The 25,850-nt window shown below is 46.3% G+C and carries 21 protein-coding genes; 2 read left to right on the forward strand and 19 right to left on the reverse strand.

Annotation, left to right across the window (positions count from 1 at the left end; genetic code table 11):
• Positions 1-206: 206 nt before the first annotated feature.
• Positions 207-827, forward strand: coding sequence for a class I SAM-dependent methyltransferase (locus A3766_RS22185; RefSeq protein WP_068516341.1), 621 nt, complete (start codon positions 207-209; stop codon positions 825-827).
• Positions 828-843: 16 nt separating this feature from the next.
• On the opposite strand, the gene moaA is transcribed toward A3766_RS22185, so the two are convergent.
• The 6 genes from moaA to A3766_RS22215 form a co-directional block, all read right to left on the reverse strand.
• Positions 844-1,851 carry a GTP 3',8-cyclase MoaA gene (gene moaA, locus A3766_RS22190; protein ID WP_068516344.1) on the reverse strand — a complete coding sequence of 336 codons (1,008 nt, stop codon included), beginning with the start codon at positions 1,849-1,851 and terminating at the stop codon, positions 844-846.
• Positions 1,852-1,875: 24 nt separating this feature from the next.
• Positions 1,876-2,364, reverse strand: a complete 489-nt coding sequence (gene moaC, locus A3766_RS22195) for a cyclic pyranopterin monophosphate synthase MoaC (protein ID WP_068516348.1) — start codon at positions 2,362-2,364, stop codon at positions 1,876-1,878.
• Positions 2,365-2,413: 49 nt separating this feature from the next.
• On the reverse strand, positions 2,414-3,454 hold the full coding sequence (locus A3766_RS32510) for a Nudix family hydrolase (protein WP_082865281.1): 1,041 nt from the start codon (positions 3,452-3,454) through the stop codon (positions 2,414-2,416).
• A gap of 91 nt (positions 3,455-3,545) precedes the next feature.
• The gene (argJ, locus tag A3766_RS22205) at positions 3,546-4,778 is read right to left on the reverse strand and encodes a bifunctional glutamate N-acetyltransferase/amino-acid acetyltransferase ArgJ (protein ID WP_068516350.1); all 1,233 of its coding nucleotides are present in this window, start codon (positions 4,776-4,778) and stop codon (positions 3,546-3,548) included.
• 36 nt (positions 4,779-4,814) lie between these two features.
• A complete protein-coding gene (gene secA / locus A3766_RS22210; RefSeq protein WP_068516353.1) occupies positions 4,815-7,550 on the reverse strand; it encodes a preprotein translocase subunit SecA in 2,736 nt (911 codons plus the stop codon).
• A 318-nt stretch (positions 7,551-7,868) separates the two neighbouring features.
• Positions 7,869-8,801 carry a M23 family metallopeptidase gene (locus tag A3766_RS22215; protein ID WP_068516356.1) on the reverse strand — a complete coding sequence of 311 codons (933 nt, stop codon included), beginning with the start codon at positions 8,799-8,801 and terminating at the stop codon, positions 7,869-7,871.
• A 175-nt stretch (positions 8,802-8,976) separates the two neighbouring features.
• On the opposite strand from A3766_RS22215, the gene A3766_RS22220 reads away from it, so the two are divergent.
• The gene (locus A3766_RS22220; protein WP_068512459.1) at positions 8,977-9,450 is read left to right on the forward strand and encodes a DciA family protein; all 474 of its coding nucleotides are present in this window, start codon (positions 8,977-8,979) and stop codon (positions 9,448-9,450) included.
• 50 nt (positions 9,451-9,500) lie between these two features.
• On the opposite strand, the gene lpxC is transcribed toward A3766_RS22220, so the two are convergent.
• The 13 genes from lpxC to A3766_RS22285 form a co-directional block, all read right to left on the reverse strand.
• A complete protein-coding gene (lpxC, locus tag A3766_RS22225) occupies positions 9,501-10,412 on the reverse strand; it encodes a UDP-3-O-acyl-N-acetylglucosamine deacetylase (RefSeq protein ID WP_068512462.1) in 912 nt (303 codons plus the stop codon).
• A 130-nt stretch (positions 10,413-10,542) separates the two neighbouring features.
• Complete coding sequence (gene ftsZ / locus A3766_RS22230; protein WP_068516357.1) at positions 10,543-11,709, reverse strand: cell division protein FtsZ; 1,167 nt, start codon at positions 11,707-11,709, stop codon at positions 10,543-10,545.
• Positions 11,710-11,782: 73 nt separating this feature from the next.
• A complete protein-coding gene (ftsA, locus tag A3766_RS22235) occupies positions 11,783-13,018 on the reverse strand; it encodes a cell division protein FtsA (RefSeq protein WP_068516361.1) in 1,236 nt (411 codons plus the stop codon).
• A 90-nt stretch (positions 13,019-13,108) separates the two neighbouring features.
• Entirely contained in the window at positions 13,109-13,930 is an 822-nt protein-coding gene (locus A3766_RS22240; protein WP_068515626.1) for a cell division protein FtsQ/DivIB, read from the reverse strand.
• Positions 13,931-14,902, reverse strand: coding sequence for a D-alanine--D-alanine ligase (locus A3766_RS22245; RefSeq protein WP_068516364.1), 972 nt, complete (start codon positions 14,900-14,902; stop codon positions 13,931-13,933).
• Positions 14,899-16,416 (reverse strand): UDP-N-acetylmuramate--L-alanine ligase, encoded by a 1,518-nt coding sequence (gene murC / locus A3766_RS22250; protein ID WP_082865279.1) that lies wholly within the window; start codon positions 16,414-16,416, stop codon positions 14,899-14,901. Before murC ends, A3766_RS22245 begins: the two co-directional genes overlap by 4 nt.
• Positions 16,409-17,491, reverse strand: coding sequence for an undecaprenyldiphospho-muramoylpentapeptide beta-N-acetylglucosaminyltransferase (gene murG, locus A3766_RS22255; protein WP_068516366.1), 1,083 nt, complete (start codon positions 17,489-17,491; stop codon positions 16,409-16,411). The genes murC and murG overlap by 8 nt, the downstream gene beginning before the upstream one ends.
• Positions 17,484-18,701, reverse strand: coding sequence for a putative lipid II flippase FtsW (gene ftsW / locus A3766_RS22260; protein WP_082885796.1), 1,218 nt, complete (start codon positions 18,699-18,701; stop codon positions 17,484-17,486). Before ftsW ends, murG begins: the two co-directional genes overlap by 8 nt.
• The gene (gene murD / locus A3766_RS22265; protein ID WP_068516369.1) at positions 18,698-20,041 is read right to left on the reverse strand and encodes a UDP-N-acetylmuramoyl-L-alanine--D-glutamate ligase; all 1,344 of its coding nucleotides are present in this window, start codon (positions 20,039-20,041) and stop codon (positions 18,698-18,700) included. Before murD ends, ftsW begins: the two co-directional genes overlap by 4 nt.
• An 8-nt stretch (positions 20,042-20,049) precedes the next feature.
• Entirely contained in the window at positions 20,050-21,132 is a 1,083-nt protein-coding gene (mraY, locus tag A3766_RS22270; RefSeq protein ID WP_068516372.1) for a phospho-N-acetylmuramoyl-pentapeptide-transferase, read from the reverse strand.
• A complete protein-coding gene (gene murF, locus A3766_RS22275) occupies positions 21,132-22,523 on the reverse strand; it encodes a UDP-N-acetylmuramoyl-tripeptide--D-alanyl-D-alanine ligase (RefSeq protein WP_068516376.1) in 1,392 nt (463 codons plus the stop codon). Before murF ends, mraY begins: the two co-directional genes overlap by 1 nt.
• On the reverse strand, positions 22,516-24,045 hold the full coding sequence (locus A3766_RS22280) for a UDP-N-acetylmuramoyl-L-alanyl-D-glutamate--2,6-diaminopimelate ligase (RefSeq protein WP_068516379.1): 1,530 nt from the start codon (positions 24,043-24,045) through the stop codon (positions 22,516-22,518). Before A3766_RS22280 ends, murF begins: the two co-directional genes overlap by 8 nt.
• Before the next feature lies 1 nt (position 24,046).
• Positions 24,047-25,768 (reverse strand): penicillin-binding protein 2, encoded by a 1,722-nt coding sequence (locus tag A3766_RS22285; protein WP_068642985.1) that lies wholly within the window; start codon positions 25,766-25,768, stop codon positions 24,047-24,049.
• Positions 25,769-25,850 lie beyond the last annotated feature (82 nt).

Below are 25,850 nucleotides of genomic sequence, written 5' to 3' on the forward strand. Positions count from 1 at the left end.
TACTAAGGGCTTACAAGCAAGCATCCAAACAAGCTATAAGACCTGCAGGGCGCGCATTGTATCACATTCTGACAAGCGAGCTTAACTCGAATGTAAATTGAAACTGTCTTTTCCGCGACAAATTAGTGAATTCAAACTTACATAACTTGAAAGCCCCGAAAGCAGCTGCTCTAATTAGCCTCCCAAAGATAATAAGAACTAAGAAAATGAACCTATACGAAGAGCGTATTCTTCCACATCTGATCAATGCTGCCTGCACCTCTCCCCCTATTCAGAAACTCCGTAAAAGAATAGTACCGAAATGCACCGGACGAGTTCTCGAAATTGGCATGGGCTCTGGCGCCAACCTTGAATTCTACAACAGTAAGAACATCGACTTTGTATGGGGCCTAGAGCCCTCTGAAGGAATGCGAAGAAAGGCCGCAGCTAAGGTGGCAAAGTCCGATATTGAAGTAAAATGGCTGGACTTACCTGGTGAAGAGATTCCGCTTGAAGACGACTGCGTTGATACCATCCTGCTAACCTTCACCTTATGCACAATCCCCGACTACCACAAAGCCCTTCAGCAAATGCATAGAGTACTCAAGCCTGAGGGTAAGCTTCTATTTAGTGAGCATGGCCTAGCGCCTGAACCAAAAGTTGAGAAATGGCAACACCGTTTAAACAAACCCTGGGGCTGTGTTGCAGGAGGTTGTAACCTGAACCGCCCGATTGATAAGCTCATTCAAGCAGGCGGGTTCGAAATTGTAATGATTGAGCGCTTCTACGCTCCTAAAGCACCAAAGTTCGCAGGCTATATTTATCTAGGTGAAGCTCGAAAACTATAAATTCGGACTTAGGAGCTTAACCACCTGTCATATTCATAAAGCGAACAATTTGAGGCTCTTCAGACAAGTTAAACTCATGACGCTCTGGCTTAAGGTCCATTGCCTCGATAATGCTTCGCTTCAGACGCTCTCTGTCTCCGGGGTGGGCACGCAAGACGGCACGCAAGTCAACCGCATGCTCATTACCCAAGCATAGCAAAAGTAAACCCTCAGCAGTCACTCGCACCCGGTTACAGTCACCACAAAAGTTATGACTATGAGGCGAGATAAATCCGATGCGAGTCTTTTCTCCGGGCAATTGATAATAACGCGACGGGCCATCGGAGCGATTGCCGGTCGACACTACCTGAAGCGGCCAAACCTCACTGATAATTTCTTTAAGCTCTTGATTCGAGCAAAAAGCTTCTTCGCGACTATGTTCCGAGATAACGCCTAAGGGCATCTCTTCGATAAAGCTAATATCAATGCCTTTGCTCACTGCAAAACGTATCAGGGGGATTACTTCGTCGGCATTCCGACCCTTCATAATCACAGCATTCAATTTGATCTTCTCAAAGCCTGCGTCAATTGCTGCATCGATTCCCTGAAGCACTTTTTCAAGATCACCAACGCGAGTTAACTCTTTAAACTTGTCAGCCTTTAGAGTGTCCAGACTTATGTTTAAACGCTTTACGCCCGAGGCGAGCAAAGACTTCGCGACTTTTGATAACTGTGAACCATTTGTCGTCATCACCAGCTCATCCAAACCAGGCAAGGCGCCTACCGACTCGCACAAGGACATTACGTTTGCTCGAACTAAAGGCTCACCACCCGTTAAACGTATCTTTCCGACACCTAGCTCGACAAAGGCCTCAGCAACTTGGTGCATTTCTTCCAAAGTCAGGACTTTTTGTCTCGGAACAAAGGTCATTTCTTCGTCCATGCAATAGACGCAGCGAAAATCACAGCGATCAGTCACAGACATACGCACGTAGCTAACGCGACGGCCAAACTTGTCAATTAACTGATTGCTATTAATACTCATCGACTCTCACTCAATAGTTCAATTTTACGATGCCAAATAGTGACCACTACGGCCACCTTTCTTTTCGAGTAATCTTACCTGATCGATCACCATACCTTTATCAACCGCCTTACACATATCATACAAAGTCAAGCAGGCGACACTCACGGCCGTTAAGGCTTCCATTTCAACACCCGTTTTGGCATCAAGCTTACACTGGGCCGTCATTCTTACCCGGGGTTCACCCTCTTCGAGACCTAGCGCTTCAATCTCTATGCTTACAGAACTGAGGTTCAAGGCATGACACAAGGGAATCAGCTCCGAACACTTCTTTGCCGCCATAATTCCGGCTATTCTGCAGGTCGCGAATACATCACCTTTCTTGTGACGACCTTCGGTAATCATCCGAAGGGTTTCTTCCTTCATTAAAACGTAACCTTCTGCGCGTGCAATACGGTGGGTAACTTCTTTTTCACCCACATCTACCATATGCGCTGCACCTTGCTCATTCAGGTGCGTTAGATTGTCGGACATACTTACCTCTTTCCCAGACTCTAATGACTCATTCTATCAGACCAAGCTGCTATCTTTTAGACCACGCACCAATACCTGCTACACCTTGCGCTCCTGCCTGAAAAGCACGAGGTAAATCAGCAGGGCTCATTCCCCCTAATGCATACACTGGCAGCGTCGCTAACTTAAGCCAGGCACTGAAGCTAGACCAGCCAATTGCGATGGCATTAGGGTGAGTAGCTGTTTCCTGCACCGGTGACAATGTTGCAAAGTCTGCCCGAATACTTTGTGCATGTGCCAGCTCATCTAAAGAGTGGCAGGACACCGCTAAATAAAAGTTTTCTTTAAAAGGTCTAACATGACAACGCTTCGCCACATAAGTCGGCAAATGAACACCTCTAACACGCGTTTTGTATTGCTCAAAACGAAGCAAGCATTCACCTAGCAGCTCCGCCGAAGCCTCCGCATCAAAAGACAACTCAAGGTGCGCACTCAGCATTAGGCTCTGCCCTAAACCGGGAATCGTCGCCAGCAAGTCATCCAGCCAAATAAAATACTCATCAATACTTAAATCTGGCTGCCTTAAGAGTATCATGCCTGGACATTTTTCGAACAAAACTTCTACTTCTTTTCTTGCCCTATCCAAATTTGGGTAGGTAGGCGTAACTATATATTGCTCTGGAAGTTGGCAGGCGGTGATGATAGGCACATTAGCATCAGGGAAGCTGTATTTTGATAAATCCCCACACTCAACCCACTTTACTTGCTGACCTTCTCGGCCAAGACCATCGCTTGGCGCTTTCGAGAATTTGGACACCAGCCAGACATCGAGCAGCACTTGCTTGTCACCATAGTCATGAGAAATCTGAATCAACGGTCGCAGTGCGCCAGCCTCTTCAGGATCGAACACCAGGCCAAGTTCTTCCTCCAGTTCTCTGGCTAAAGCAACAGGAAGCGTTTCACCACTTTCGACCTTGCCGCCTGGAAACTCCCATAAGCCGCCTTGATGAACCTCATCAGGACGCTTAGAAATCAGGATCTCTCGGGCACCGGCAGCAGATGTTCTCTCTATGACGCCAACGGCCACATGAACTATTTTTGATGACGACATAAGCCCCTTTACAAAAAAACGGCCCATAAGCTTTACAGCTATGAGCCAGATAATAATTCAAAAAAGTGTATGCTTTATCTAGAAATAAAGCTTAAGTCCGGTATTCGGCATTAATCGTCACATAGTCGTGAGACAAATCAGTTGTCCATACCGTTTCTTCAACACTGCCACGCGCTAAGTCGATACGTATGGTGATCTCTTCTTGATCCATCACTGCCTGACCGCGCTCTTCAGTATATTCGGCACACTTCTCGCCTTGATGAACAATCCTGACATCACCCAAGTATATCTCGACCAAGCTCAAATCAAACGCCTCAATCGAAGCCCGGCCCAAGGCGGCCAGAATACGACCCCAATTCGGATCGCAGGCAAATAAGGCGGTCTTAATCAAAGGAGAATGAGCAATGGTGTAAGCCACTTCAAGTGCTTCTTCAGTACTTTTAGCCTGCTCAACCTGAACCGTTACAAACTTGGTGGCACCTTCGCCATCACGCACGATCAATTGCGCCAGCTCGACCAAGACATCACTTAAGGCGTCTTTAAGGGCTGGAAAATCAGCATGAGACTTATCAATCAAAGGTGCTTTTGACTTGCCTGTCGTAAACAGAATACAAGAATCGTTTGTCGAGGTATCGCCATCGACAGTAATTCGATTAAATGAGGCCTCAGCAAGCTCCTGCAATAATTCATCTAGCAAAGCTTGAGGCACGCTCGCATCACATCCGACATAGGCCAGCATGGTTGCCATGTTTGGCTTAATCATGCCCGCGCCTTTACTGATGCCATTAATACGAACAGTCTCGCCTGCGTAGCTAATTTCAGTCGACACACCCTTGGGTCGAGTATCGGTTGTCATAATACCTTCGGCCGCATCGGCCCAAGCATCACCTTTTAACTGAACTTTAGCCTGAGGAATTGCCGCTACGATCTTCTCTATAGGCAGTTTTTCACCAATAACACCGGTTGAAAAGGGCAACACTTGTTCTCGCGCAACACCAAACTGTTCAGCTATAGCAGCACAACTTTGCAAAGCATCATCCATACCCTGCTTACCCGTGCCTGCATTGGCATTACCGGTATTCACCACTAAATAGGCATTTGAAGCCTGAGCAAAGCTACCTGTCGCCAAGTGCGCTTTACAGAGCTGAACCGGTGCAGCGCAAAAAGCATTCTTTGTAAAAACGCCTGAACAGGTGCTCCCCTGAGCCAGCTCGATCAAAACCAGGTCTTTACGACCCTCTGTTTTGATACCAGCCTCAACAACACCGATACGCGCACCGTCTATGTCAAAAAAGGCAGGTAAATCACCCTTACCAACAGCCATAATTCCTTCCAATTAAAATATTTACTAACAGTAAGGCTATGAAACCTTACCGTGGCACTGCTTATACTTCTTGCCCGAGCCACATGGGCAAGGCTCATTACGCCCTACTTTACGGCCTTCTCGCGTCACAGGGGCCTGCTTTTCTTCAGCCGCCGGAGCCGAGCCACCTTCACTACCGGCTGCATTGGCATCTGCATGTTCAGTCTTTGCCCGGCCCAATTGCTGTTCTAGCTCTTGCTGTCTGCGTCGCTCTAGCTCTTCAGCCTCGTCTTGAGTCTGAATCTTCACGTGACTGGTCACACGTACCACGTCATTTTTCAAATTGCCCAGCATCGATTCAAATAGAACAAATGCTTCTCGCTTGTATTCCTGCTTAGGGTTTTTCTGAGCGTAGCTGCGTAGATGGATACCCTGACGTAATGCATCCATTGATGCCAAGTGCTCCTTCCAAAGCGTATCAAGAATATGTAGAAACACTTGTTTCTCGAAGTTACGCATAGACTGCGCACCCGCCGTCTCTTCTTTCTCTTTGTAAACTTTAACGATCTCTTCAATAATCTTGGTTCGCAAGGTTTCTTCGTGCAAGCTATCGTCACTATCCAACCATTCTTGTACGGGGAGTTTAACCGCAAACTCTGACTCAAGATGGCTTTCAAGCCCGGCGATATCCCACTGCTCGTCTAGGCTTTGCGGTGGAATAAAGCGACTGATCGTATCATCAACAACTTCTTCGCGAATCGCTGCAACGATATCTGAAATATCATCAGACTCCATCACCGAGTTACGCTGCTCATAAATCACACTACGCTGATCGTTCGCCACATCATCGTATTCCAGTAAGGACTTACGAATATCAAAGTTACGGCCTTCTACTTTACGCTGAGCCTTTTCAATCGCATTACTCACCATCTTGTGCTCGATGGCCTCACCTTTGTCCATACCCAAGGCTTGCATGATGTTACGTACACGATCCGAGGCAAACAGACGCATCAAGTTATCTTCTAAAGACAAGAAGAAACGGGTACTACCTGGGTCACCCTGACGGCCAGATCGTCCACGAAGCTGGTTATCGATTCGACGAGACTCGTGACGTTCGGTACCCAAAATATGCAACCCGCCTGCCTCAAGTACGGCTTTATTTCGTACTTCCCAGTCAGCTTTGATTTTAGCGATCTTGTCATCACTTGGGTCTTTCAATGCTTTAATTTCAGCTTCCCAATTACCACCCAGAACAATATCCGTGCCACGACCAGCCATGTTCGTCGCAATGGTTACAACACCCGGCAAACCGGCTTGCGCAACGATCTGAGCTTCTTGAGCATGCTGCTTCGCATTCAATACACTGTGCTTAATGCCTGCTTTCTTAAGTAATGCAGACAAAAATTCAGATGATTCAATAGATGCAGTACCCACTAGTATCGGGCGCTTTTGCGCAACCACAGCTTTTACTTCATCAATGATCGCTTGGTATTTTTCTTCCTGCGTCAGATAGATCAGGTCGTTATGATCAATTCGCTGAATCTCTTTGTTTGTCGGAATAACGACAACATCCAAACCATAAATTTGCTGGAACTCGAATGCTTCGGTATCCGCCGTACCCGTCATACCAGCCAGTTTCGAATAAATTCGGAAGAAGTTCTGGAAGGTGGTTGAAGCCAAAGTCTGGCTTTCAGCCTGAATTGCAACATTCTCTTTAGCTTCTATCGCCTGGTGCAAACCTTCGCCCCAACGACGACCAGCCATGGTTCGGCCGGTATGTTCATCGATAATAACAATTTGCTTATTCTGAACGATATAATCGACATCTTTCACATATAGGTAATGCGCACGCAAAGCGGCATAGACGTGGTGCAGTATGTTCAGGTTAGTCGCAGCGTAAAGGCTATCGCCCTCTTCCAGCACGCCATGCTCAATTAAGAGTCCTTCAAGATAGGTATGACCCGCTTCAGTCAAATCGACATTTTTCGATTTTTCATCAATTGTGAAGTGACCGTCATCAATAGGCTTATCGTCTTCACCTACCTCCGCTTTCTTCAGCATCGGTACCAAAGCATTAATCTGCTTATAACGCTTGGAACTGTCCTCAACTGCGCCAGATATAACCAAAGGCGTACGCGCTTCATCAATCAGGATCGAATCAACTTCATCGACAATCGCAAAGTTCAGACCACGCTGATACTTACCTTCAAGATTGAAGGCCATATTGTCACGCAAGTAATCGAAACCAAACTCGTTATTAGTACCATAGGTGATGTCTGACTGGTAAGCTGCTCTCTTTTCATCTGGCTGCTGGCCACCATAGACAACACCAACACTTAAGCCCAAAAAGTTATAGAGTGGCTCCATCCATTTGGAGTCACGCTTTGCAAGGTAGTCGTTCACGGTCACAACGTGCACACCCTTACCTTCCAGAGCATTAAGGTATACAGCCAAGGTTGCTACCAGCGTTTTACCTTCACCAGTTCTCATCTCTGATATTCGACCTTCGTGCAGCGTCATACCACCAATCAACTGAACATCGAAATGACGCATAGATAAGACACGCTTACCAGCCTCACGACACACTGCAAAAGCTTCAGGCAAAATCTGATCCAGGCTCTCACCCTCACCAACTCGCTTCTTAAACTCTGCACTTTTAGCTTTTAAGCTTTCATCATCTAGTTTGGAAAGATCCTCTTCCAAAGCGTTTATCTTCGTGACGACCTTTCTCATTCTCTTGAGTTCGCGCTTGTTCTTACTACCAAAAATCTTGGTCATTGCTGATGAAAACATAATGATCTTCTATATTCGTATCTTGTTAATTGAGAGCTCTGCAGACAGAGCGCTATTCTATAGAATGCGCCCGCACATTGATTTCTAATGGTCACGTTCGGCGTGATAAGCCAAAGATGAAACAGCGATCCCTGATTATTGTTGAAAAAATAAGTTCAAGTCTACAGTGAATTGAAACCAGGCTCAAAGGCTAAAATGGGTATGAGATGAAGTAATACAAGGGCAGAGAAGAGAAAAACAAAAGAAAAGTCGATAAATAGCGAAATGGGTCAGGTTTTTGGTAAATCAGACCCATTACCTCAACAAAGAAATAAGGCACTAACGACGATGAATATACTTCTTGGGGTTAATGACTTTGCCGTTTTTGCGTACTTCATAGTGCACGTGAGGGCCGGTTGAGCGGCCGGTGCTGCCCATTGATGCGAGCACTTGGCCTTTGTCGACAATATCGCCTACTTTTGCTTTGAGTTCTTTACAGTGAGCATAGCGGGTTGTGAAGCCTCCACCATGGTTGACTTCAACTAAGTTACCGTAACCGTAGCGGTCACCTGAGTATGTAACGACGCCCGAGGCAACGGCGATGATGTCACTATCTTCCTTACCTGCGAAGTCTACTCCGGCATGCCAGGCACGCTTTCCTGAAAAAGGGTCTGTTCGGTAGCCATAGGCTGAGGACATCCATCCCCAGGTAATGGGGCGGCCGGCAATAAATAATTCTTCTTGGGTTTTGCGGCTAACAAACAGCGCGTCAATCACTTCTAGCTGCTGCTCACTATCAGTAAGTTGTCGGTCAATCTGATCAAGACTTTCAACAATGCCTGGCAGCACGTAAGACTCGCCCAGCTTTGCATCGGTGGGGCCACCTAGCGCAGGGCTCGCACTGAAGTCAAATTCGCCATTCTTTAGCTTCGCTACTTCTGTCAGTCTTTGACCAAGCGCATCAAGGCGTAACAGTCTGGCCTGCATATCACCCATTCTTAAGGTTAGCGCATCAACCTTTTCCTGAGCTGCTCGCTTAATCCTGGTCACTTGTTTCTTTTGTGCGTTGATATCTTGCTGCCAACCAACAATTATTTCTTTATCTAAAGTCGACTCGGCTTCTCCGGCCACCCAGGTCTGTAGACGGTAGCCCGAAAACACTAGTACGGCCATGAGAAAAACAAATAGCGCACCAACAATGACGAGCTGCTTATTTCCTAACTGATAAGTTTTAGACTTTCCGTGGTTTCGACCAACAAAAATAATATTCATAGCTTTTCTTATATCGTTCTTTTAGCATATCCCTATTCCATGATGTCATTCCATGACTCAATTTGCGCTAGTTTGACCAAGCATCAAGCTCTTTGCAAGCGCTAGTCGCTTTGCTCTTGAGCCTTGTCACGCCGAACTTAGCAAAGCCAATTTAGCCTGTCACACTTTTAAGTTTATGAGACAACCAAAGCAGCAAAAGTTTGCCCCTAAAATCAGCTTAAAAAGACTGAGTGCGAAATCAAACAATCTTCAGTCTCTGATTAAACAGGCCGCCAGCCGAAAGTCGCTGGAAGTTCTGTTTGACGAAACCTTGCCAAGCGCTTTTAAAGGCAAGTTTCAAATAAACGCCTTTAGCCAAGGCAGGCTCACCCTCACCTGCTCGTCTGCAGCGCTCATGACCAAATTCCGTTTCTCTCAAGAGCAGGTGATATCTATGCTCAATGCAAAAATTCACCCAGAGAGAATAGAGCAGATCAAAATCAAAGTGCGACCCAAAGGGGCATTTTCAAACAAAGCACCCATTGATACGCCAAGTACACCTAAACACTTAAGCAAAAAAAATGCCCAGATTCTAAGAGAAGAAGCTGAGCATACTGATGATTTGAAACTAAAAAAGATTTTACTTCAGTTAGCCAGACATACTGATTAGCAGATTAGTATCAATATATCCGGCTCGCTGGTTTTCTCTTATGCAGCCACTTAAGCAGCTAACACTGGCTTCATATATGAAATTGGAGCTGTACTTGCGTCTTCGAAAGTATTCACTTCCCAAGCATCGGTTTCCTTGATGAGTTTTCGCAGCAACTTGTTGTTCAAGTCATGACCAGACTTGTAACCTTTAAACTCACCAATCAAGCTATTGCCCAATAAGTATAAGTCGCCGATAGCATCCAAAATTTTGTGTTTTACGAACTCATCGTCATAACGCAAACCATCTTCGTTCAAGACCTTGTAGTCATCAACAACAATTGCGTTATCGAAACTACCGCCTTGAGCTAGATTCATTGCTTGCAAACGTTCAAAGTCACGCATAAAACCAAAAGTCCGGGCACGGCTTACTTCTTTTACAAACGAGGTGCTCGAGAAATCAATCGCCGCATCTTGAGTACCCTGATGAAAAACAGGGTGATCAAAGTCAATTGAAAAGCCAACTTTGAAGCCATTAAAAGGCACAAACGTCGCTTTCTTACCGTCTTCTTCGATCGTCACTTCTTTGGTGATGCGAATAAACTTCTTAGCCGCTTCTTGCTCTTCAATTCCCGCAGACTGGATTAGAAAAACAAAAGGACCAGCACTACCATCCATAATGGGTACTTCTTCAGCACTTAACTCAACACGGCAGTTATCAATACCTAAACCAGCCATGGCTGAAAGCAAATGCTCTACAGTCGCTACTTTAACGCCGTCTTTAACAAGCGTTGTTGAAAGCAAAGTCTCACCTACGTTTTCCGCACGCGCTTCTATCTCCACAGCTGGAGACAAATCGGTACGACAAAACACAATCCCTGAGTCGATCGGTGCAGGCATAAGCGTTAAATACACCTTTTTACCTGAATGAAGACCCACTCCAGTGGCTCGAATTGTATTCTTTAATGTGCGCTGTTTAATCATATTTTGATTTCTATCAACCTTTATAAATTGCTGAACTGGTCAAAAAACAGGCGCATAATAACAGAATGCGCCGAATTTCCCAACTAAAACGATCAACTATTCATCAAGATGTAATATTAGGCGCGGATAATTAATCCGCTTGACGCCTCAAAAATGCTGGTATATCCAAGTAATCAACACTTGGAGCCGCATCAGTTTTGCTCGTATCAACCGCAGCATTACCTACGCGGTCAACGCTTGGACGACGGCGACTTACAGCTGGGCGCTCCAATTCACCGTAATCTAGCGTACCGTCCTTTTTAGTCGGCGTATTGTCAACAACCTTAACCGGCTTATCCATTGCAGCTGACAAACCTGTTGCAACAACTGTTACTTTTAGTTCATCTGTCATCTCAGGATCGATAACCGTACCTACAACAACTGTTGCTGAGTCTGAAGCAAATTCTTCTACAATATTACCCACTTCCGAGAACTCACCCAAGTTCAAGTCAACACCCGCAGTAATGTTAACCAAGATACCACGCGCACCCTGAAGGTTAATGTCTTCTAGCAGCGGGCTTCTAATCGCAGCCTCTGCAGCTTCCTTAGCTCGCTCTTCACCCGATGCTGAACCGGTACCCATCATAGCCATGCCCATTTCAGACATAACTGTTTTTACGTCTGCAAAGTCAACGTTGATCATACCTGGGCGGATAATTAGATCCGCAATACCTTGAACAGCCCCTTGAAGTACGTCATTCGCTGCACCAAATGCATCAAGCAAGGTCGTATTTTTACCTAAAACTGATAGCAGTTTTTCATTTGGAATCGTGATCAAGGAATCAACATTCTCAGCCAGTTCCTGCAAACCTGCTTCAGCGATTTTCATACGCTTGCCGCCTTCAAAAGGAAAAGGCTTAGTCACAACAGCAACCGTCAAAATACCTAATTCACGCGCTACTTCAGCCACAATCGGTGCTCCACCCGTACCTGTACCGCCGCCCATACCGGCAGTAATAAATACCATGTCAGCACCCTTTAGGGTTTCCGCAATGCGCTCTTTATCTTCTAAAGCCGCTTGACGTCCAATCTCAGGATTCGCGCCTGCACCAAGGCCTTTAGTAATTGTGCTACCCAATTGGATAACTGCTTTGTTTTCTAGATCTTTTAGAGCTTGTGAGTCTGTATTTGCACAAATAAACTCTACACCGTCTACATCGCCAGATAGCATGTGGCGCACTGCGTTACCACCGCCACCGCCGACACCAACGACTTTTATTACGGCGTTTTGTGAAACATTCTCTACGAGTTCAAACATCACTCTTTCTCCTAATATTATATTTTCAATCTGCTAGTTGCTGCTTTGTATTGTTGGTTTTTGTAGGCAATTTTTAGAAGTTGCCGGTAAACCATGTTTTTATTTTTTCCATAAAACTTTCGCCTCCCTCAGACCTCATCATCGGCTCACTATCCGTTGTCCTCTGCTTCAGTCCATACATCAATAAACCAACGCCCGTTGCATACATCGGATTATTGACGACATCCGCCAAACCAGATACACCCTGCGGGGATGCTAATCTGACAGGCATATGGAATATCTCTTCTGCTAACTCAACAACGCCTTCCATCTTTGACGTCCCGCCCGTTAACACAATCCCGGCGGCAATTACATCTTCAAAGCCACTTCTACGTAACTCTGACTGTATCAAGGTAAATAACTCTTCATAGCGAGGTTCAACCACCTCAGCCAATGCCTGCCGAGACAAGTCTCGTGGTGGGCGATCCCCAACACTAGGCACTTTTATGGTTTCTTCTGCACCGGCCAATTGCGTCAAGGCACAGGCATATTTAATCTTTATCTCTTCCGCGTTTTGTGTCGGTGTACGCAGTGCCATGGCAATATCATTCGTCACCTGGTCGCCCGCTATCGGGATTACTGCGGTATGACGAATCGCACCACCGGTAAATATTGCGATGTCGGTTGTTCCACCACCAATATCCACAACACAGACACCTAACTCTTTCTCATCGTCAGTGAGCACCGCATAGCTTGAAGCCAACTGCTCTAAAATAATGTCATCAACGTCCAGATCACACTTCTGCACACACTTTTCTATATTCTGAGCTGCGTTAACCGCACAGGTCACCAAGTGCACCTTTGCTTCTAGACGCACACCAGACATACCCAAAGGCTCTTTAATGCCTTCCTGGCTATCAATCACAAACTCCTGAGGGAGAATGTGCAGCACTTTCTGGTCTGCTGGTATTGCCACAGCCTGTGCAGCATCGATAACACGATCAATATCGGCCTGAACAACTTCTCGATCTCGAACCGCAACAATGCCGTGCGAATTCATACTGCGAATATGGCTCCCGGCTATTCCTGCATAGACAGAGTGAATCTGGCACCCTGCCATCAGCTCAGCCTCTTCGACAGCTCGTTGAATTGCGTTAACTGTTGACTCAATATTGACAACAACCCCTCTCTTTAAGCCACGAGAAGGGTGCGAACCGATACCAACTATTTCGATCTGTCCTTCACTATTCTTCTTGCCAACAATTGCAACAATTTTGGAGGTTCCAATATCCAACCCCACGGTAAATTCATTTTCTAATGAGCCAGCCATTCTGGTGTTCCCACGTTACTTTTGTACCAACTTTGCTTTCGCGAAGCCTAAGGCCATCCGATGCCCGGCTCACAAACACATTCCTAATTCTTACTTTTTACCGGATCGCCACTTGATCGCTACACCGTTCGGGTAGCGAGCGTCGATTCGGCTAATATTCGCCACGTCAATATTTGCTCTGGAGCTGAAAACCTTACCAACTCGTTCCAGCTTGGCTTCAAGGTTCTGCTGCCCTTCGCGATCTTGTAGCTTAATTTCACCCATTGCGACCGCCACACCATTACTCAAGGTCATATTCCAGACATTTCTAGGTTTCAATTCCAGCGCTCTAATAGCCAAGCCATACTCTTTAAGGCCTTGCTGTAGTACTCCGAGCGTTGAATACATCATATTTTTCTTCGACGCACTGAACTGCTCACTGCCGATCAGTTGCGGTAAAACCAATAAATCACTTCTTAGTTCAGCAGGCTTAAAGACAACACCTTCTGCATTGAGCAACGCTCCGTCATTCCACTGACTCACCGCAACTTGTTCATTTATTAGCAGCTTGATTTCGCCCGGCCAGACTCTACTCACAGTCGCACTGTTAACCCAGGCCAAGCCCTCTACTCGTGTTTGAACGTCTTTTAAGTCAGTCGCTATAAATCCGGCGCCGACTAAACCACTCAACGCTTGTGTCACTTCACTTTCGTTCAGATAAGAAAACGCGCCTGTTACCTTGATCGATGAGATAGGGTGGTCAACTACTTGTATCAGACTGTCTCTTTTAGTCAGTAATACAAGTAGCGCTAAACAAATTAGCGTCACAGTTAGAACACGCTTGAGCACCAAAACAGTCTCTTCACGTACAGCGTTTCCTTCTGCCAACTGAGCGCCCTGCCCCATTACATGAATTGCAGCATTATGTGCCATCTAACTATCCCCTTTATCATTATTATTGTTCTTGCTTAAGCGCTTGTTTGTCACTGCTGACTTCAGTATTTCCAGTAGCAAATCATCAAACTCTAAACCTGAAGCTTTCGCGGCCATAGGAACCAGACTATGGCTGGTCATTCCTGGTATGGTGTTAACTTCTAACAACCAAAAGCGCCCTTTGCTATCGCGCATTACATCGACACGCCCCCAGCCAGAACAGCCTAAGGCACTAAATGCTCTTTCCGCCAAATTCCCCAGACTCTGCTCTTCTTCATCAGATAAGCCTGAGGGTAATAAATATTGTGTAGAATCTGACTCGTACTTCGCTTCATAGTCATAAAAGGTATGGCTGGTTTTTAAGCCAATTACCGGTAATGGCGAACCATTCAACAAGCCAACTGTATATTCATCACCTTCTATCCACTGCTCCAAAAGCACTTGCTCATCCATTTCCAGAGCCTTACTTACTGCGGCTTCCAGCTGTGTCTGATTATTTACTTTAAACACACCAATCGATGACCCTTCACGAGAAGGTTTAACTGCCAACGGGAAACCCATCAATGAAACCAGGCGGGTGAGCATTTCCGGGTTCAACTTCTCTACATAACTAAACTTAGGTGTCGGTAAATTCATCCCCTGCCAAAGGTACTTAGTTCGTGTCTTATCCATGCCAATGGCAGAGCCCATTACACCACTACCGGAGTACGGAATATTCAGGGTCTCTAAAACACCCTGTATCGTGCCATCTTCACCACCACGTCCATGAAGCGCTAAGAATGCCCGGTCAAAAGGCATGTGTTTGACCAGGTCTTCAATCTCTCCACCAAAATCCAGTTTGAAGGCATCAACACCTTTACGCAGCAAGCCATCCAGGACAGCCTGACCACTTTTCAGAGACACCTCGCGCTCCGCCGAGGTTCCTCCCATAATAACGGCAACTTTACCTAGCTTGTCCGCCACTGAACTCATGAACAAGCCTCCAACAACTCGCCATCTTCCGACAAACGAATAGCTATCTGACCGACGCTACCCGCCCCCTGAGTAAGTAATAAGTCGCCGTCTTGAAGCACTGTGGACAAAAGTTTTTCCAGGTTCGGCACTACCTCATCTACCTGGTGACCACCATCGATATAAATTGGCTCAGCACCACCACGCTGACGAATACTGCGGCACAATGCGCGACTATCAGCACTTGGAATTGGTGTCTCGCCAGCGGGGTAAACTTCCATCAATAGCAACACATCCACCTTGGCGAGAACTTTTACGAAGTCCTCATATAGGTCACTGGTACGGCTATAACGATGCGGTTGAAAAACCATGACCAATCGTTTGTCTGGCCAACCCGCACGAATCGCCTGGAGTGTCGCTTCCACCTCACTTGGGTGATGCCCGTAATCATCAACCAACATAACTTTTGAAGCGCTCTTCGCTTCAGTATCTTGTCGTTGAACAGCGTAGTCGCCATACACCTGAAAACGACGCCCTACCCCTTGGAAACTTTCCAAGGCTCTTTGAATTGCGGCATCTTCAACACCCTCATCACTCGCCACAGTGATAGCAGCCAGTGCATTCAGAACATTATGATGCCCCGGCATTTGTAGCGTGATATCCAGGTCATTCATACCCGCCGGTCTCTGTACGGTAAAGCGATTGTGCATACCGTCTTGGCGAATATTATGCGCCCGATAATCCGCACTTTCTGACACACCATAAGTAAGGACGGCACGTGATACCTGAGGCATTATTTCTTCTACTACTGGGTCGTCTACACACATCACCGCAGCACCGTAAAACGGCAGGTTATGAAGGAAGTCTACAAAGGTCTGTTTAAGCTTTGAGAAGTCGCCACCATAGGTATGCATATGATCCGCTTCGATATTTGTAACCACTGAAATCATCGGTGTAAGGTGCAAGAATGACGCATCACTCTCATCTGCTTCAGCAACCAGGTATCGAGACCCACCCAGACTTGCATTGGTACCCGCGCTATTTAAGCGACCACCGATCACATACGTAGGGTCTAAACCTGCCTCGGCGAGTACCGATGCAATCAAACTGGTTGTAGTTGTTTTGCCATGCGTTCCCGCAATCGCGATACCGTGACGATAACGCATTATTTCAGCCAGCATTTCTGCTCGCGGAACAATTGGCGTACGGTGCTCTCTGGCTGCAGCCACTTCCGGGTTGTTTTCATCAATCGCAGAAGAAACCACTACTACATCGGCTTGTGCGACATTTTCCGCATCATGCCCAAAATAGATTTTCACTCCTAATGAAGCGAGTCGTTTTGTCACTGCTGACTCATTTAAATCTGAACCCGAGATTTGGTAACCCTGGTTACGTAGCACTTCTGCAATTCCGCACATGCCCGCGCCACCAATACCTACGAAATGGATCAGACTGATACGGCGCATCTCTGGAATTTCACTCAATACCATGCTTCCTGCATGCTTTAGTACACTCGCATTTGGTTTATCAGGCATAGCAGACTCTCCTACATTCACTGGCTACATTCTCTGTTGCGTCTGCTTTGGCTAATTTTCTTGCTGCCTCGGACAAAATCGATATTCTCTCGGGTTTACTAAATAAAGGAGCCAAGACCTCACTCAAGGTCGACTCGCTCAAATCCTGTTGGTCTAATAACCATGCCGCACCGCCCTTGGTCATATACTGGGCATTGAGCGTTTGGTGGTCATCGACCGCATGAGGATAAGGGATGAGGATCGCTCCCAAGCCCGCCACACATAGTTCAGATATGGTTAAAGCACCGGCTCGACAGATCACAAAGTCAGCCCAGCGATAGGCTGCGGCCATATCATCAATAAACTCACTTACCTGAGCTTTGACACCATACTTTTCATAACTTGCAGCCACGCCTTCGGACTTATTACGCCCTGTCTGGTGCCAAATTTCCGGTCTAATTTCTGCCCCCAAAGAGCTCATCGCACCAGGAAGCACTTCGTTTAATCTGGCAGCTCCAAGGCTCCCACCCAACACCAGCACTCTGATCGGCCGAGATTTCGAAACACTGTCTTTGCTTGAATAAAATAACTCGCAGATTTCATCTCTCAATGGGTTGCCAGTCAGCACAACTTTACTCGCATCTTCAAAGGCTTCAGGAAAAGCTGACATCACTGAATCTGCCATTTTCGCGAGTACTTTATTGGTCATTCCTGCTACGGCATTCTGTTCGTGAACCAATAAAGGCTTACCCAAGAGTTTTGCCGCCAAGCCACCAGGCCCAGAAGCGAAGCCTCCCATACCTAACACGGCATCGGGTCTTGTTTTCCTAAGCACTAATAAAGCCTGGAAAACGGCTTTAGCGATCTTCAAGGGTGCTAAGGCTTTGCTTAATATGCCTTTACCGCGAACACCACTGACAGAAATACCGTAAAAAGGAATTCCAGCATCTTGCACTACTCGCTCTTCCATACCACCGACTGAACCTAGCCAAACAACTTTGTCATTGCGGCTCATTAGTTTCTTTGCCGTTGCTAAGGCTGGAAATACATGTCCGCCAGTGCCACCAGCCATCACAAGGAATGTTTTATCACGCATGGATAAGCTCCTTGTCTCGGGCCTGTTCTGAGTCTGGCTCATCTTCGATCAGCATCAGGTCACGGTGAATTCTTAACAAAACACCTATGCACATACAACTCACAATCAGGCTACTACCGCCATAACTTACCAATGGCAGTGTCAGACCTTTAGTCGGTAGTAAGCCCATATTGACGCCTATGTTTATAAAAGACTGAACCGCGAATAAGATGCCAATGCCGTAGGCAAAATAGGCGCTGAATAATTGCTTTTTCTTTTCTGCCAAATAGCCTATGCGTAAGGATCTGTAGACCAAAACGACAAACAACGAAACAACAAGCAATGTACCAATCAAACCAAACTCTTCTGCCATAATGGCAAAAACGAAATCGGTATGAGCCTCGGGCAAGTAAAATTGCTTTTGAATACTGTTGCCTAAACCTACGCCCGACCAGTCCCCACGCCCAAATGCGATCAAAGACTGAATCACCTGATATCCACTACCATAGGGATCTGCCCAAGGATCGGTATAGCCCACTAAACGCTTTAATCTGTAGGGCTGCGAATAAATCAGTAAGGCCACAGATGCTAAACAGCCTAGAATCAGAATAATAAACTGCCCTAATCTCGCACCACTGAGGAAAATCATTCCCAGAAAGGCACAACCAATTACAACGGTAGAACCTAAGTCCGGCTCACTAAGCAGCAATAAGGCAACCAAAGCCAAGACCAACATCGGCTTTGCAAAGCCCCACCATGTTGTACGCACCTCATCTAAACGTCTCACTAAATAGCCTGCGAGATAAGCCACCAACAAAAGCTTCGCCAATTCAGAAGGCTGAAAATTCAAGCTACCTAAACTAATCCAGCGTGTACTGCCATTAACTGTTTTACCAACGCCTGGGAGAATGACCACCAAAAGCATTAGTAAAGACAAACTCAGCGCAAGCCAGCCAGTCTTCTGCCACCACGAAGATGGCAACTGGTAAGTAAATACGCCGGCGATACAACCCAAGACAATGAAAATGCCGTGGCGAATCACATAGTGAAATGGGTTTCCATTTCTGGCATCCGCAATATCTACCGAAGCCGATGCAATCATAATCAAGCCAGTCAGCAGCAATAGAACACTAACGAACAACATGACATGATCTGTACGTGGTTCAATGCGAAGCGAGTCTTTGCTTTGCAGCAATCCAGGCATGCCAGCTCTAGCGATAGAAAGTGTCATAAGGCCAAAACCTCCTGCTCAAACATATCGCCTCGCTGCTCGTAACTTTTGAACATATCGAAACTTGCGCACGCTGGAGACAACAACACAGCGTCACCTTCTTCTGCCCGCGCCTTGGCTTGTTGAACTGCCTGCTCCAGGTTAGCAACACGAAGCGTTTCAACCTTATCTTTTAAAACAGCTTCTATTAACTCCGCATCCTGTCCAAATAGCAGCGCCAGTTTCCCAAACTTTTGCATAGGCTCGAGCAAGCCGGAAATATCAGCACCTTTACTATCGCCTCCGGCAATTAGCAGTACCTTTCCATCTAAATTCGCACCAATACTGCTAATGGCTGTTTGGGCTGCACCCGCATTCGTTCCTTTTGAGTCATTGATATAATCAACACCGTCTACAGACCTGATATGCTGACAACGGTGACGTAGCCCCTTATAACTTTTCAGAGCATTCGCCATCGCATCCATAGGCAAGCCAACAGATGTTCCTAATGCCAAAGCAGCTAGCGCGTTCGAAAGATTATGCTCGCCGCAGATCTTCAAATCTTTTACGGGCAAAATACTGTCAAAGCCCTTCACTAGATGACGCTGGCCATCAATGTCCATACAGGAAAACTTATTTAAGTCTGCTCTATTCAAGCCAAAGTGAAGCAGCTCCATTCCTTCAGCTTGTAAGGGCTGACTGAGCACCTCATCATCATTAACAATGACTTTTTTAGCGCCAAAAAATATACGTTGCTTAGCCTGTAAATATGCAATTTTGCTCTCATAGCGATCCATATGATCTTCAGAGAGATTTAGCATAACAACGCTTTCTGCACTTAAATGGTCTGTCGTCTCTAGCTGAAAACTGGATAGTTCTAGAATATATAGCTCACACGAGTTATCTAGTAACTCAAGTGCTGGGGTCCCTAGGTTTCCACCAACACCAACATTTAGCCCTGCCTGCTCTGCCATTTCACCCAGCAAAGTTGTGACGGTACTTTTACCATTAGAGCCGGTAATCGCAACAATCGGCGCCTTAGCGGCTTCGGAAAACAGGTCGATATCACCTCGAACTCGCACACCGCTTTTGATAGCGGCCTGGATTTCTGGTGTTGCCAGTGCAATTCCCGGGCTCAGAATGATTTCAGTTGCTGAGCACAAAAGCTCTTGGTCAAAGCCACCTGTTATACATTGAACATTCGGATAATCAGCATGCAAGCCTTCAAGCCCGGGCGGCTCTTCACGGCTATCCATGACACATAGCTGACAGCCTTGCGACGCTAAAAAGCGCACGCACGAAAGCCCGGTCTTACCAAGACCGACAATAACGACTTTCTTATCTGTCACAATTGTATTCACAGCTTGCCTTATCTAACTTTCAGGGTCGCAAGACCAATTAATACCAATACCACGGTGATTATCCAGAAACGCACGATTACACGAGGCTCTGGCCAACCTTTTAATTCAAAATGGTGATGCAAGGGAGCCATTCTAAATATTCTGCGCCCGGTCAATTTAAACGAAGCGACCTGCAGAATGACCGATACGGTTTCCATCACAAATACGCCCCCCATAATGAATAAAACAATTTCCTGCCTTACCATCACAGCGACAACACCCAAGGCGGCACCCAACGCTAAGGCGCCAACATCCCCCATAAATACTTGAGCGGGATAGGTGTTAAACCAAAGAAAGCCCAAACCGGCACCTAACAAGGCACCACAAAAAACGATTAACTCACCCGTACCTGGCAGATAAGGGATATGTAGATATTCCGCAAACACACTATTACCTGATACATACGCAAAAATACCTAAGGCACTCGCCACGAGAACCGTAGGCATAATCGCCAAGCCGTCAAGACCGTCCGTCAGGTTGACGGCATTACTTGTCCCAACGATGACGAAGTAACTTAAGACGATGAACATGGGCCCTAAATCAAAAACAAAATCCTTAAATACCGGTACAATTAACGCGGTCTCCTGAGGTAGATCTGCTGTAAAGTACAAAAGCAATGCCGCAGCACCACCACAAACTGACTGCCAAAAGTATTTTGCTTTCGCTGGTAAACCTTTAGAGTTCTTTTCAACCACTTTTCGATAGTCATCTACCCAACCAATCGCACCGAATGACAGTGTCACGAATAGTGTAATCCAGACATATTTGTTACCCAGATTTCCCCAGATCAAAGTACTAATCGCCACAGCAACAATGATTAGAGTACCGCCCATCGTTGGCGTACCCGCTTTGCTTAAGTGAGACTGAGGACCATCATCCCTTACAGACTGACCAATTTGATAATGGCTCAACTTCTTGATCATCATCGGGCCAACCCATAAGGAAATCATCAGGGCAGTTAAAACCCCTAGGATTCCTCGCAAGGTTAAATACTGAAACACCGACAAGAACCCAAATGTTTCAGATAAAACGGATGACAACCAATACAGCATTAGTGAACTCTTCTCTTAATTAAATTTACAACTTCATCCATTGCTGCGCTTCTGGACCCTTTGATCATCACGATCTTATTTTTGTGCTGATCTTTCACTAGGTGCTCTGCAAGCAAGGCTTTGTCTTCAAAAACCAATGCATTCTCACCAATACTTTCACTCATCTGTTTTGCGTATTGCCCTATCAAGCAAAACTCTTCGATTCCTAATTCAAGCGCATAAGTCGCGACATCTATATGCGCGTCATGCGCATGAGCACCAAGTTCGGCCATTTCACCCAGCACGGCAACTCGATACCCCGCCTGCATAGACAAGACATTAAGGGCTGCTTTCATCGAAGCCGGATTTGCGTTGTAACTGTCGTCTAATAAAGTGATATCATTAATGACAGCTGTATTCATACGCCCTTCTGTCGACTCAACCTTTGCCAAGCCTTTTGCTACACCTTCCAAGTCGCATCCAACAGCAATTGCAGCAGTCGCTGCTGCGAGAGCATTTTGGATTTGATGCAAACCTGGCACAGGTAAACCAACCCTTACGCTCTCTTCGTGATAATTCAATGTAAAGCAGCTTCCTTCGGCTTCACATTCAACATCACTTGCAAAGACATCAGCATTTTCACTTTCCTGTGAGAAAGACAAACTTTGCCTTCCTCCCAAGCGCTCTAACCAAGTCATATAGGCTGGGTCATCGAAGTTTATTATTCCAACGCCGTCAGCGCTTAAGGAGTCATAAATTTCTCCTTTGCCTTCGACGATCGCTTCGTAATCACCAAATACTTCAATGTGAGCGCTGCCAGCATTCAAAACCATTGCAACATCTGGTCGGGCCATATTGCTTAGATAGGCAATATCACCTTTCGCTCTCGCTCCCATTTCCACAACTGAAAACTGGTGTTCAGCATTTATGTCTAACAAAGTTAGCGGCACACCCACTTCGTTATTGAAATTACCCTTCGTTGCCGCGGTCTTGCCGTATTCTGATAAAACAGCTTTCAACATATTCTTAGTACTGGTTTTGCCTGCTGACCCCGTCAAACCAACTAACTTTCCGCAAAACCTCTGTCGATTAAGTGAAGCAATTGAAGCAAGCGCTTTGTCAGTATCGTTAACTTGTAAATATGAAATCTGTTTGGCTGTCATCCCCTTATCTTCGAAATACTGCGATACACTTGCTAAATCTTGTTCGCCAATAACACCTGCACAGCCCTTTCGCAGCGCATCAACAATAAATTCATGCCCATCAAATCTTTCGCCCTTTAAGGCCAAGTAAACATCACCTTCGTTAACGGTACGTGAATCAATAGATAGGCAAGTAAAGCCCGTATCATCACCCAATAAAGTACCCGGCAAAGCTTTAGCCAAAGAGGAGAAAGTCATGACATCAATCATTAATGACCTCCTCTAGCGCCTTAGGAAGAACAGCTGCTCCCGAAATCAATTCGCGCACAGTTTCGATATCACTAAAGTAGTGGCGCTGACCTTTCACTTCTTGCCACGTTTCATGACCTTTACCCGCCACAAGAATGACATCATCTGCTACTGACTTTTCGAGCATTTTCTGTATTGCCATTCGTCGCTCGTGTATCACTTCCACCTTCGATGGCTGCGCAAAGCCCGCTAAAATATCTGCGATGATTGCTTCTGGTGATTCTCCTCGTGGATTGTCATCACTGAGGACAATGTCATCTGCAAACGCTTCGGCAACTCTTGCCATCTCGGCGCGTTTTCCTTGATCACGGTCACCACCACAACCAAATATCACCCTTAGAGAGCCACTGCAAAGAGGCGCTAGCGTTTTAAGTACATTTTCCAAAGCATCAGGTGTATGTGCATAATCAACTACGACTGTAGGTTGATTCACAGACCGAAGCACTTCCATACGGCCATCAACCGCTTTAATCTTTTTAACTCGCGACTCAACGCTTTCGAGGTCGTTCATCGCCGTGGCAGCTGCAAGCACAGCTAACAAATTGCTTAAGTTAAATTCGCCCAGCAATGGGGAGTCGATCATTACCTGACCTACTGAAGCCTTGATCAATGCGTGTATACCCGATGACGAAAGCTCGTTCGTCAATACCGCAACATCAGCAGCTTTACTTGAAACCGCATAACTCGTAATGTTTGTGCCTGGCGTAACAGCGGCTTTAAAATCGCTGAACAGGTCATCATCTCGATTTAGTACTGCAAAGGCCAAGCTCGTGTTCTGAAATAGCTTCTGCTTGGCTTGCGCGTAGTCGGACATTGAACCATGGTAATCCAAGTGATCACGAGTCAAATTGGTGAACACTGCTCCATAAAACTGGACGCCATCTACCCGGTTCTGACATAAGCCGTGCGAAGATACTTCCATCACTACAAACTTTGCACCCGCGTCACGCATATTAGCCAAATGCCGATGCACCTCGATCACATCGGGTGTCGTGTAACCGGTCGCAACCAGAGCTTCCGTCTCCTCACCAAGCAAGCCATAACCCAAGGTTCCCATCACGCCACACTTATGCGGTCCTTGGGATATGTAAGAGGCAAGGTGGTTTGCTACTGAGGTCTTGCCGTTCGTACCGGTGACACCGATTACTTTAATTTCTTCACTTGGCCTAAAGAAGAAGCGAGCCGCTATCTCTCCCATACTCTGGCGAAGGCCCTGCAAGCAGATCTCTATCGCTGCTTTATCTTCATATATTCGGCAGTTAGTATTTCCATCGCGTAGTACTGCGTTTGCACCGCGTTCAATAGCTTCTGCAACGTACAGCTCAAGCTGAGCTTCATCACTAGCAATCGCAATGAACACATCACCTTTTTGAACTTTTCTACTATCGATCGAAATACCTGAAACTCGTGTATCCAGCGCTGCAGGCACATTACAAATACCTCGGAGCAAATCAACCAATGAGTGAGCATAGATATTTTGCATACTACCCTCTGCTCGCTAAAATTGATTTGCCAGAAGACAAGGCTGAACTTTCTTTATCGGGGCTGACATCAAGCAAGCGCATCGTGCCATTCACAACTCGTGAAAAAACTGGCGCCGCAACCTCACCACCATAATATTCCGCACCTTGCGGACCATCGATCACTACCACCATGGCGACTTCGGGTTTATCTATTGGCGCGACGCCGGCAAACAGCGCTTTGTACTGGCTCTCTTCATAACCCGAGCTTCCTACACTGTGAACAGTGCCCGTTTTGCCTCCGACTCCATACATTGGCAATTGCGCTCGCGTTCCTGTTCCACCCTTGGCAACAACAGCCTTCATAGCTTTTCTCAAGGAATCAGAAACATCCGAGCTCAAAATCTGCTCTCCTGGGTAATGCTCTTCACGATAAACAAGACCCAAAGGGTGCTTTACACCACCATTCCCTAATATCATATAAGCTTGGGCAAGTTGCAGTGCGGTAGCATTCAGACCGTAACCATAAGACATGGCTGCAACTTCAATTGGCTGCCAATGCGAAGAGTCTGGCAAAGAACCTATACTCTCTCCAGGAAAGCCAATTCCCGTTCCCTGCCCAAAACCAAGCCGGCTAAACATATCCCAAACGACATCACCACTAAGATCCAGCGCTATACGACTGGTTCCAACATTACTACTTTTGGCAATAATATTAAGGACACTTAGCTCACCGTAGTTTCTGTGATCTCGAATTGACTTACGCCCTAAACGCAAATAACCCGGAGATGTATCCAGGCGGGTATTCAGTGTGTATTTGTTTGTCTCTAATGCCGCGGCTATCGTTGCTAACTTCATCGTCGAGCCCGGTTCAAATACATCGGTGATCGCTCGATTCCTCAAATGCGCAACATTTATATTGCTACGATTATTTGGGTTATAGGAGGGCTGATTTGCCATCGCTAAAACATCGCCTGAGTGAATGTCGAGTACGACTATCGACCCGGCTTTCGCTTTATGAGTCTCGACGGCAGCCTTGAGTTCTCGATAAGCCAGATATTGAATCCTCATATCTAGACTCAAACGAATATCCTTTCCTGGGCTAGCTGTTTTTACAGCACCAAAATCTTTGATCACTCGCTGCTTTCTGTCTTTCAGGACTCTGCGCTTTCCCGGTTCGCCGCTTAGCCAGTCATCATAGGAGAGTTCAATCCCCTCCTGGCCGTGCTTATCAATATTAGTAAAACCGACAACATGAGCAGCCACTTCACCCGCTGGATAGTATCGCTTGTATTCTCGTTTGCTATAGATCCCATCTAAATTTAAAGCAAGCACTTTGCTTACTTCATGAGGCGCCATTTTTCGCTTAAGGTAGATGAAGTGCCTATTTTTGCTGCGCTCTAGCTTGTCGGCCAGTTTCTCATAGCTTTGTCCAAGCGCTTCAGCCAAGGCTTTAGCTTGGGCAACATTCACGTTCAGATAACGAGGATCTGCATAAACCGTTTCAACCGGAGCGCTAACCGCCAAAGGCACACCATGGCGATCCATAATTACGCCACGATGAGCATCCAGCGTTTCAAAGCGAATAGTACGTGCATCACCCTGCTCTGCTAAAAATGCCTGCTCATAAACATGCAAGTCTATCGCACGATAAAAAAGTGCGAGACCACACAAAGCCAAAAAGCCCAGCAGAAACCAATACCGCCAGGCTAAATTGCTTTTAGAAATGTCTTTTGAGCGATTCACTAATCAGCACTCTTTTATTTATAGTTAGTAAATTAACTGGATTTTTTCAGTTTCTGGCACTTCCATACCCAAGCTTTCGCGC

This window comes from Oleiphilus sp. HI0132 (assembly GCF_001635845.1).

What these genes read in the sequence shown, in the direction of transcription:
- secA (WP_068516353.1), bottom strand. Translation starts at nt 7,550, where the DNA reads ATGTTTTCATCAGCAATGACCAAGATTTTTGGTAGTAAGAACAAGCGC.
- murG (WP_068516366.1), bottom strand. Translation starts at nt 17,491, where the DNA reads ATGCGTGATAAAACATTCCTTGTGATGGCTGGTGGCACTGGCGGACAT.
- A3766_RS22215 (WP_068516356.1), bottom strand. Translation starts at nt 8,801, where the DNA reads ATGAATATTATTTTTGTTGGTCGAAACCACGGAAAGTCTAAAACTTAT.
- A3766_RS22245 (WP_068516364.1), bottom strand. Translation starts at nt 14,902, where the DNA reads ATGAGTTCAGTGGCGGACAAGCTAGGTAAAGTTGCCGTTATTATGGGA.
- murF (WP_068516376.1), bottom strand. Translation starts at nt 22,523, where the DNA reads ATGATTGATGTCATGACTTTCTCCTCTTTGGCTAAAGCTTTGCCGGGT.
- ftsW (WP_082885796.1), bottom strand. Translation starts at nt 18,701, where the DNA reads ATGACACTTTCTATCGCTAGAGCTGGCATGCCTGGATTGCTGCAAAGC.
- mraY (WP_068516372.1), bottom strand. Translation starts at nt 21,132, where the DNA reads ATGCTGTATTGGTTGTCATCCGTTTTATCTGAAACATTTGGGTTCTTG.
- lpxC (WP_068512462.1), bottom strand. Translation starts at nt 10,412, where the DNA reads ATGATTAAACAGCGCACATTAAAGAATACAATTCGAGCCACTGGAGTG.
- murC (WP_082865279.1), bottom strand. Translation starts at nt 16,416, where the DNA reads ATGCCTGATAAACCAAATGCGAGTGTACTAAAGCATGCAGGAAGCATG.
- argJ (WP_068516350.1), bottom strand. Translation starts at nt 4,778, where the DNA reads ATGGCTGTTGGTAAGGGTGATTTACCTGCCTTTTTTGACATAGACGGT.
- moaC (WP_068516348.1), bottom strand. Translation starts at nt 2,364, where the DNA reads ATGTCCGACAATCTAACGCACCTGAATGAGCAAGGTGCAGCGCATATG.
- moaA (WP_068516344.1), bottom strand. Translation starts at nt 1,851, where the DNA reads ATGAGTATTAATAGCAATCAGTTAATTGACAAGTTTGGCCGTCGCGTT.
- A3766_RS32510 (WP_082865281.1), bottom strand. Translation starts at nt 3,454, where the DNA reads ATGTCGTCATCAAAAATAGTTCATGTGGCCGTTGGCGTCATAGAGAGA.
- A3766_RS22185 (WP_068516341.1), top strand. Translation starts at nt 207, where the DNA reads ATGAACCTATACGAAGAGCGTATTCTTCCACATCTGATCAATGCTGCC.
- ftsZ (WP_068516357.1), bottom strand. Translation starts at nt 11,709, where the DNA reads ATGTTTGAACTCGTAGAGAATGTTTCACAAAACGCCGTAATAAAAGTC.
- A3766_RS22220 (WP_068512459.1), top strand. Translation starts at nt 8,977, where the DNA reads ATGAGACAACCAAAGCAGCAAAAGTTTGCCCCTAAAATCAGCTTAAAA.
- A3766_RS22240 (WP_068515626.1), bottom strand. Translation starts at nt 13,930, where the DNA reads ATGGCACATAATGCTGCAATTCATGTAATGGGGCAGGGCGCTCAGTTG.
- A3766_RS22280 (WP_068516379.1), bottom strand. Translation starts at nt 24,045, where the DNA reads ATGCAAAATATCTATGCTCACTCATTGGTTGATTTGCTCCGAGGTATT.
- ftsA (WP_068516361.1), bottom strand. Translation starts at nt 13,018, where the DNA reads ATGGCTGGCTCATTAGAAAATGAATTTACCGTGGGGTTGGATATTGGA.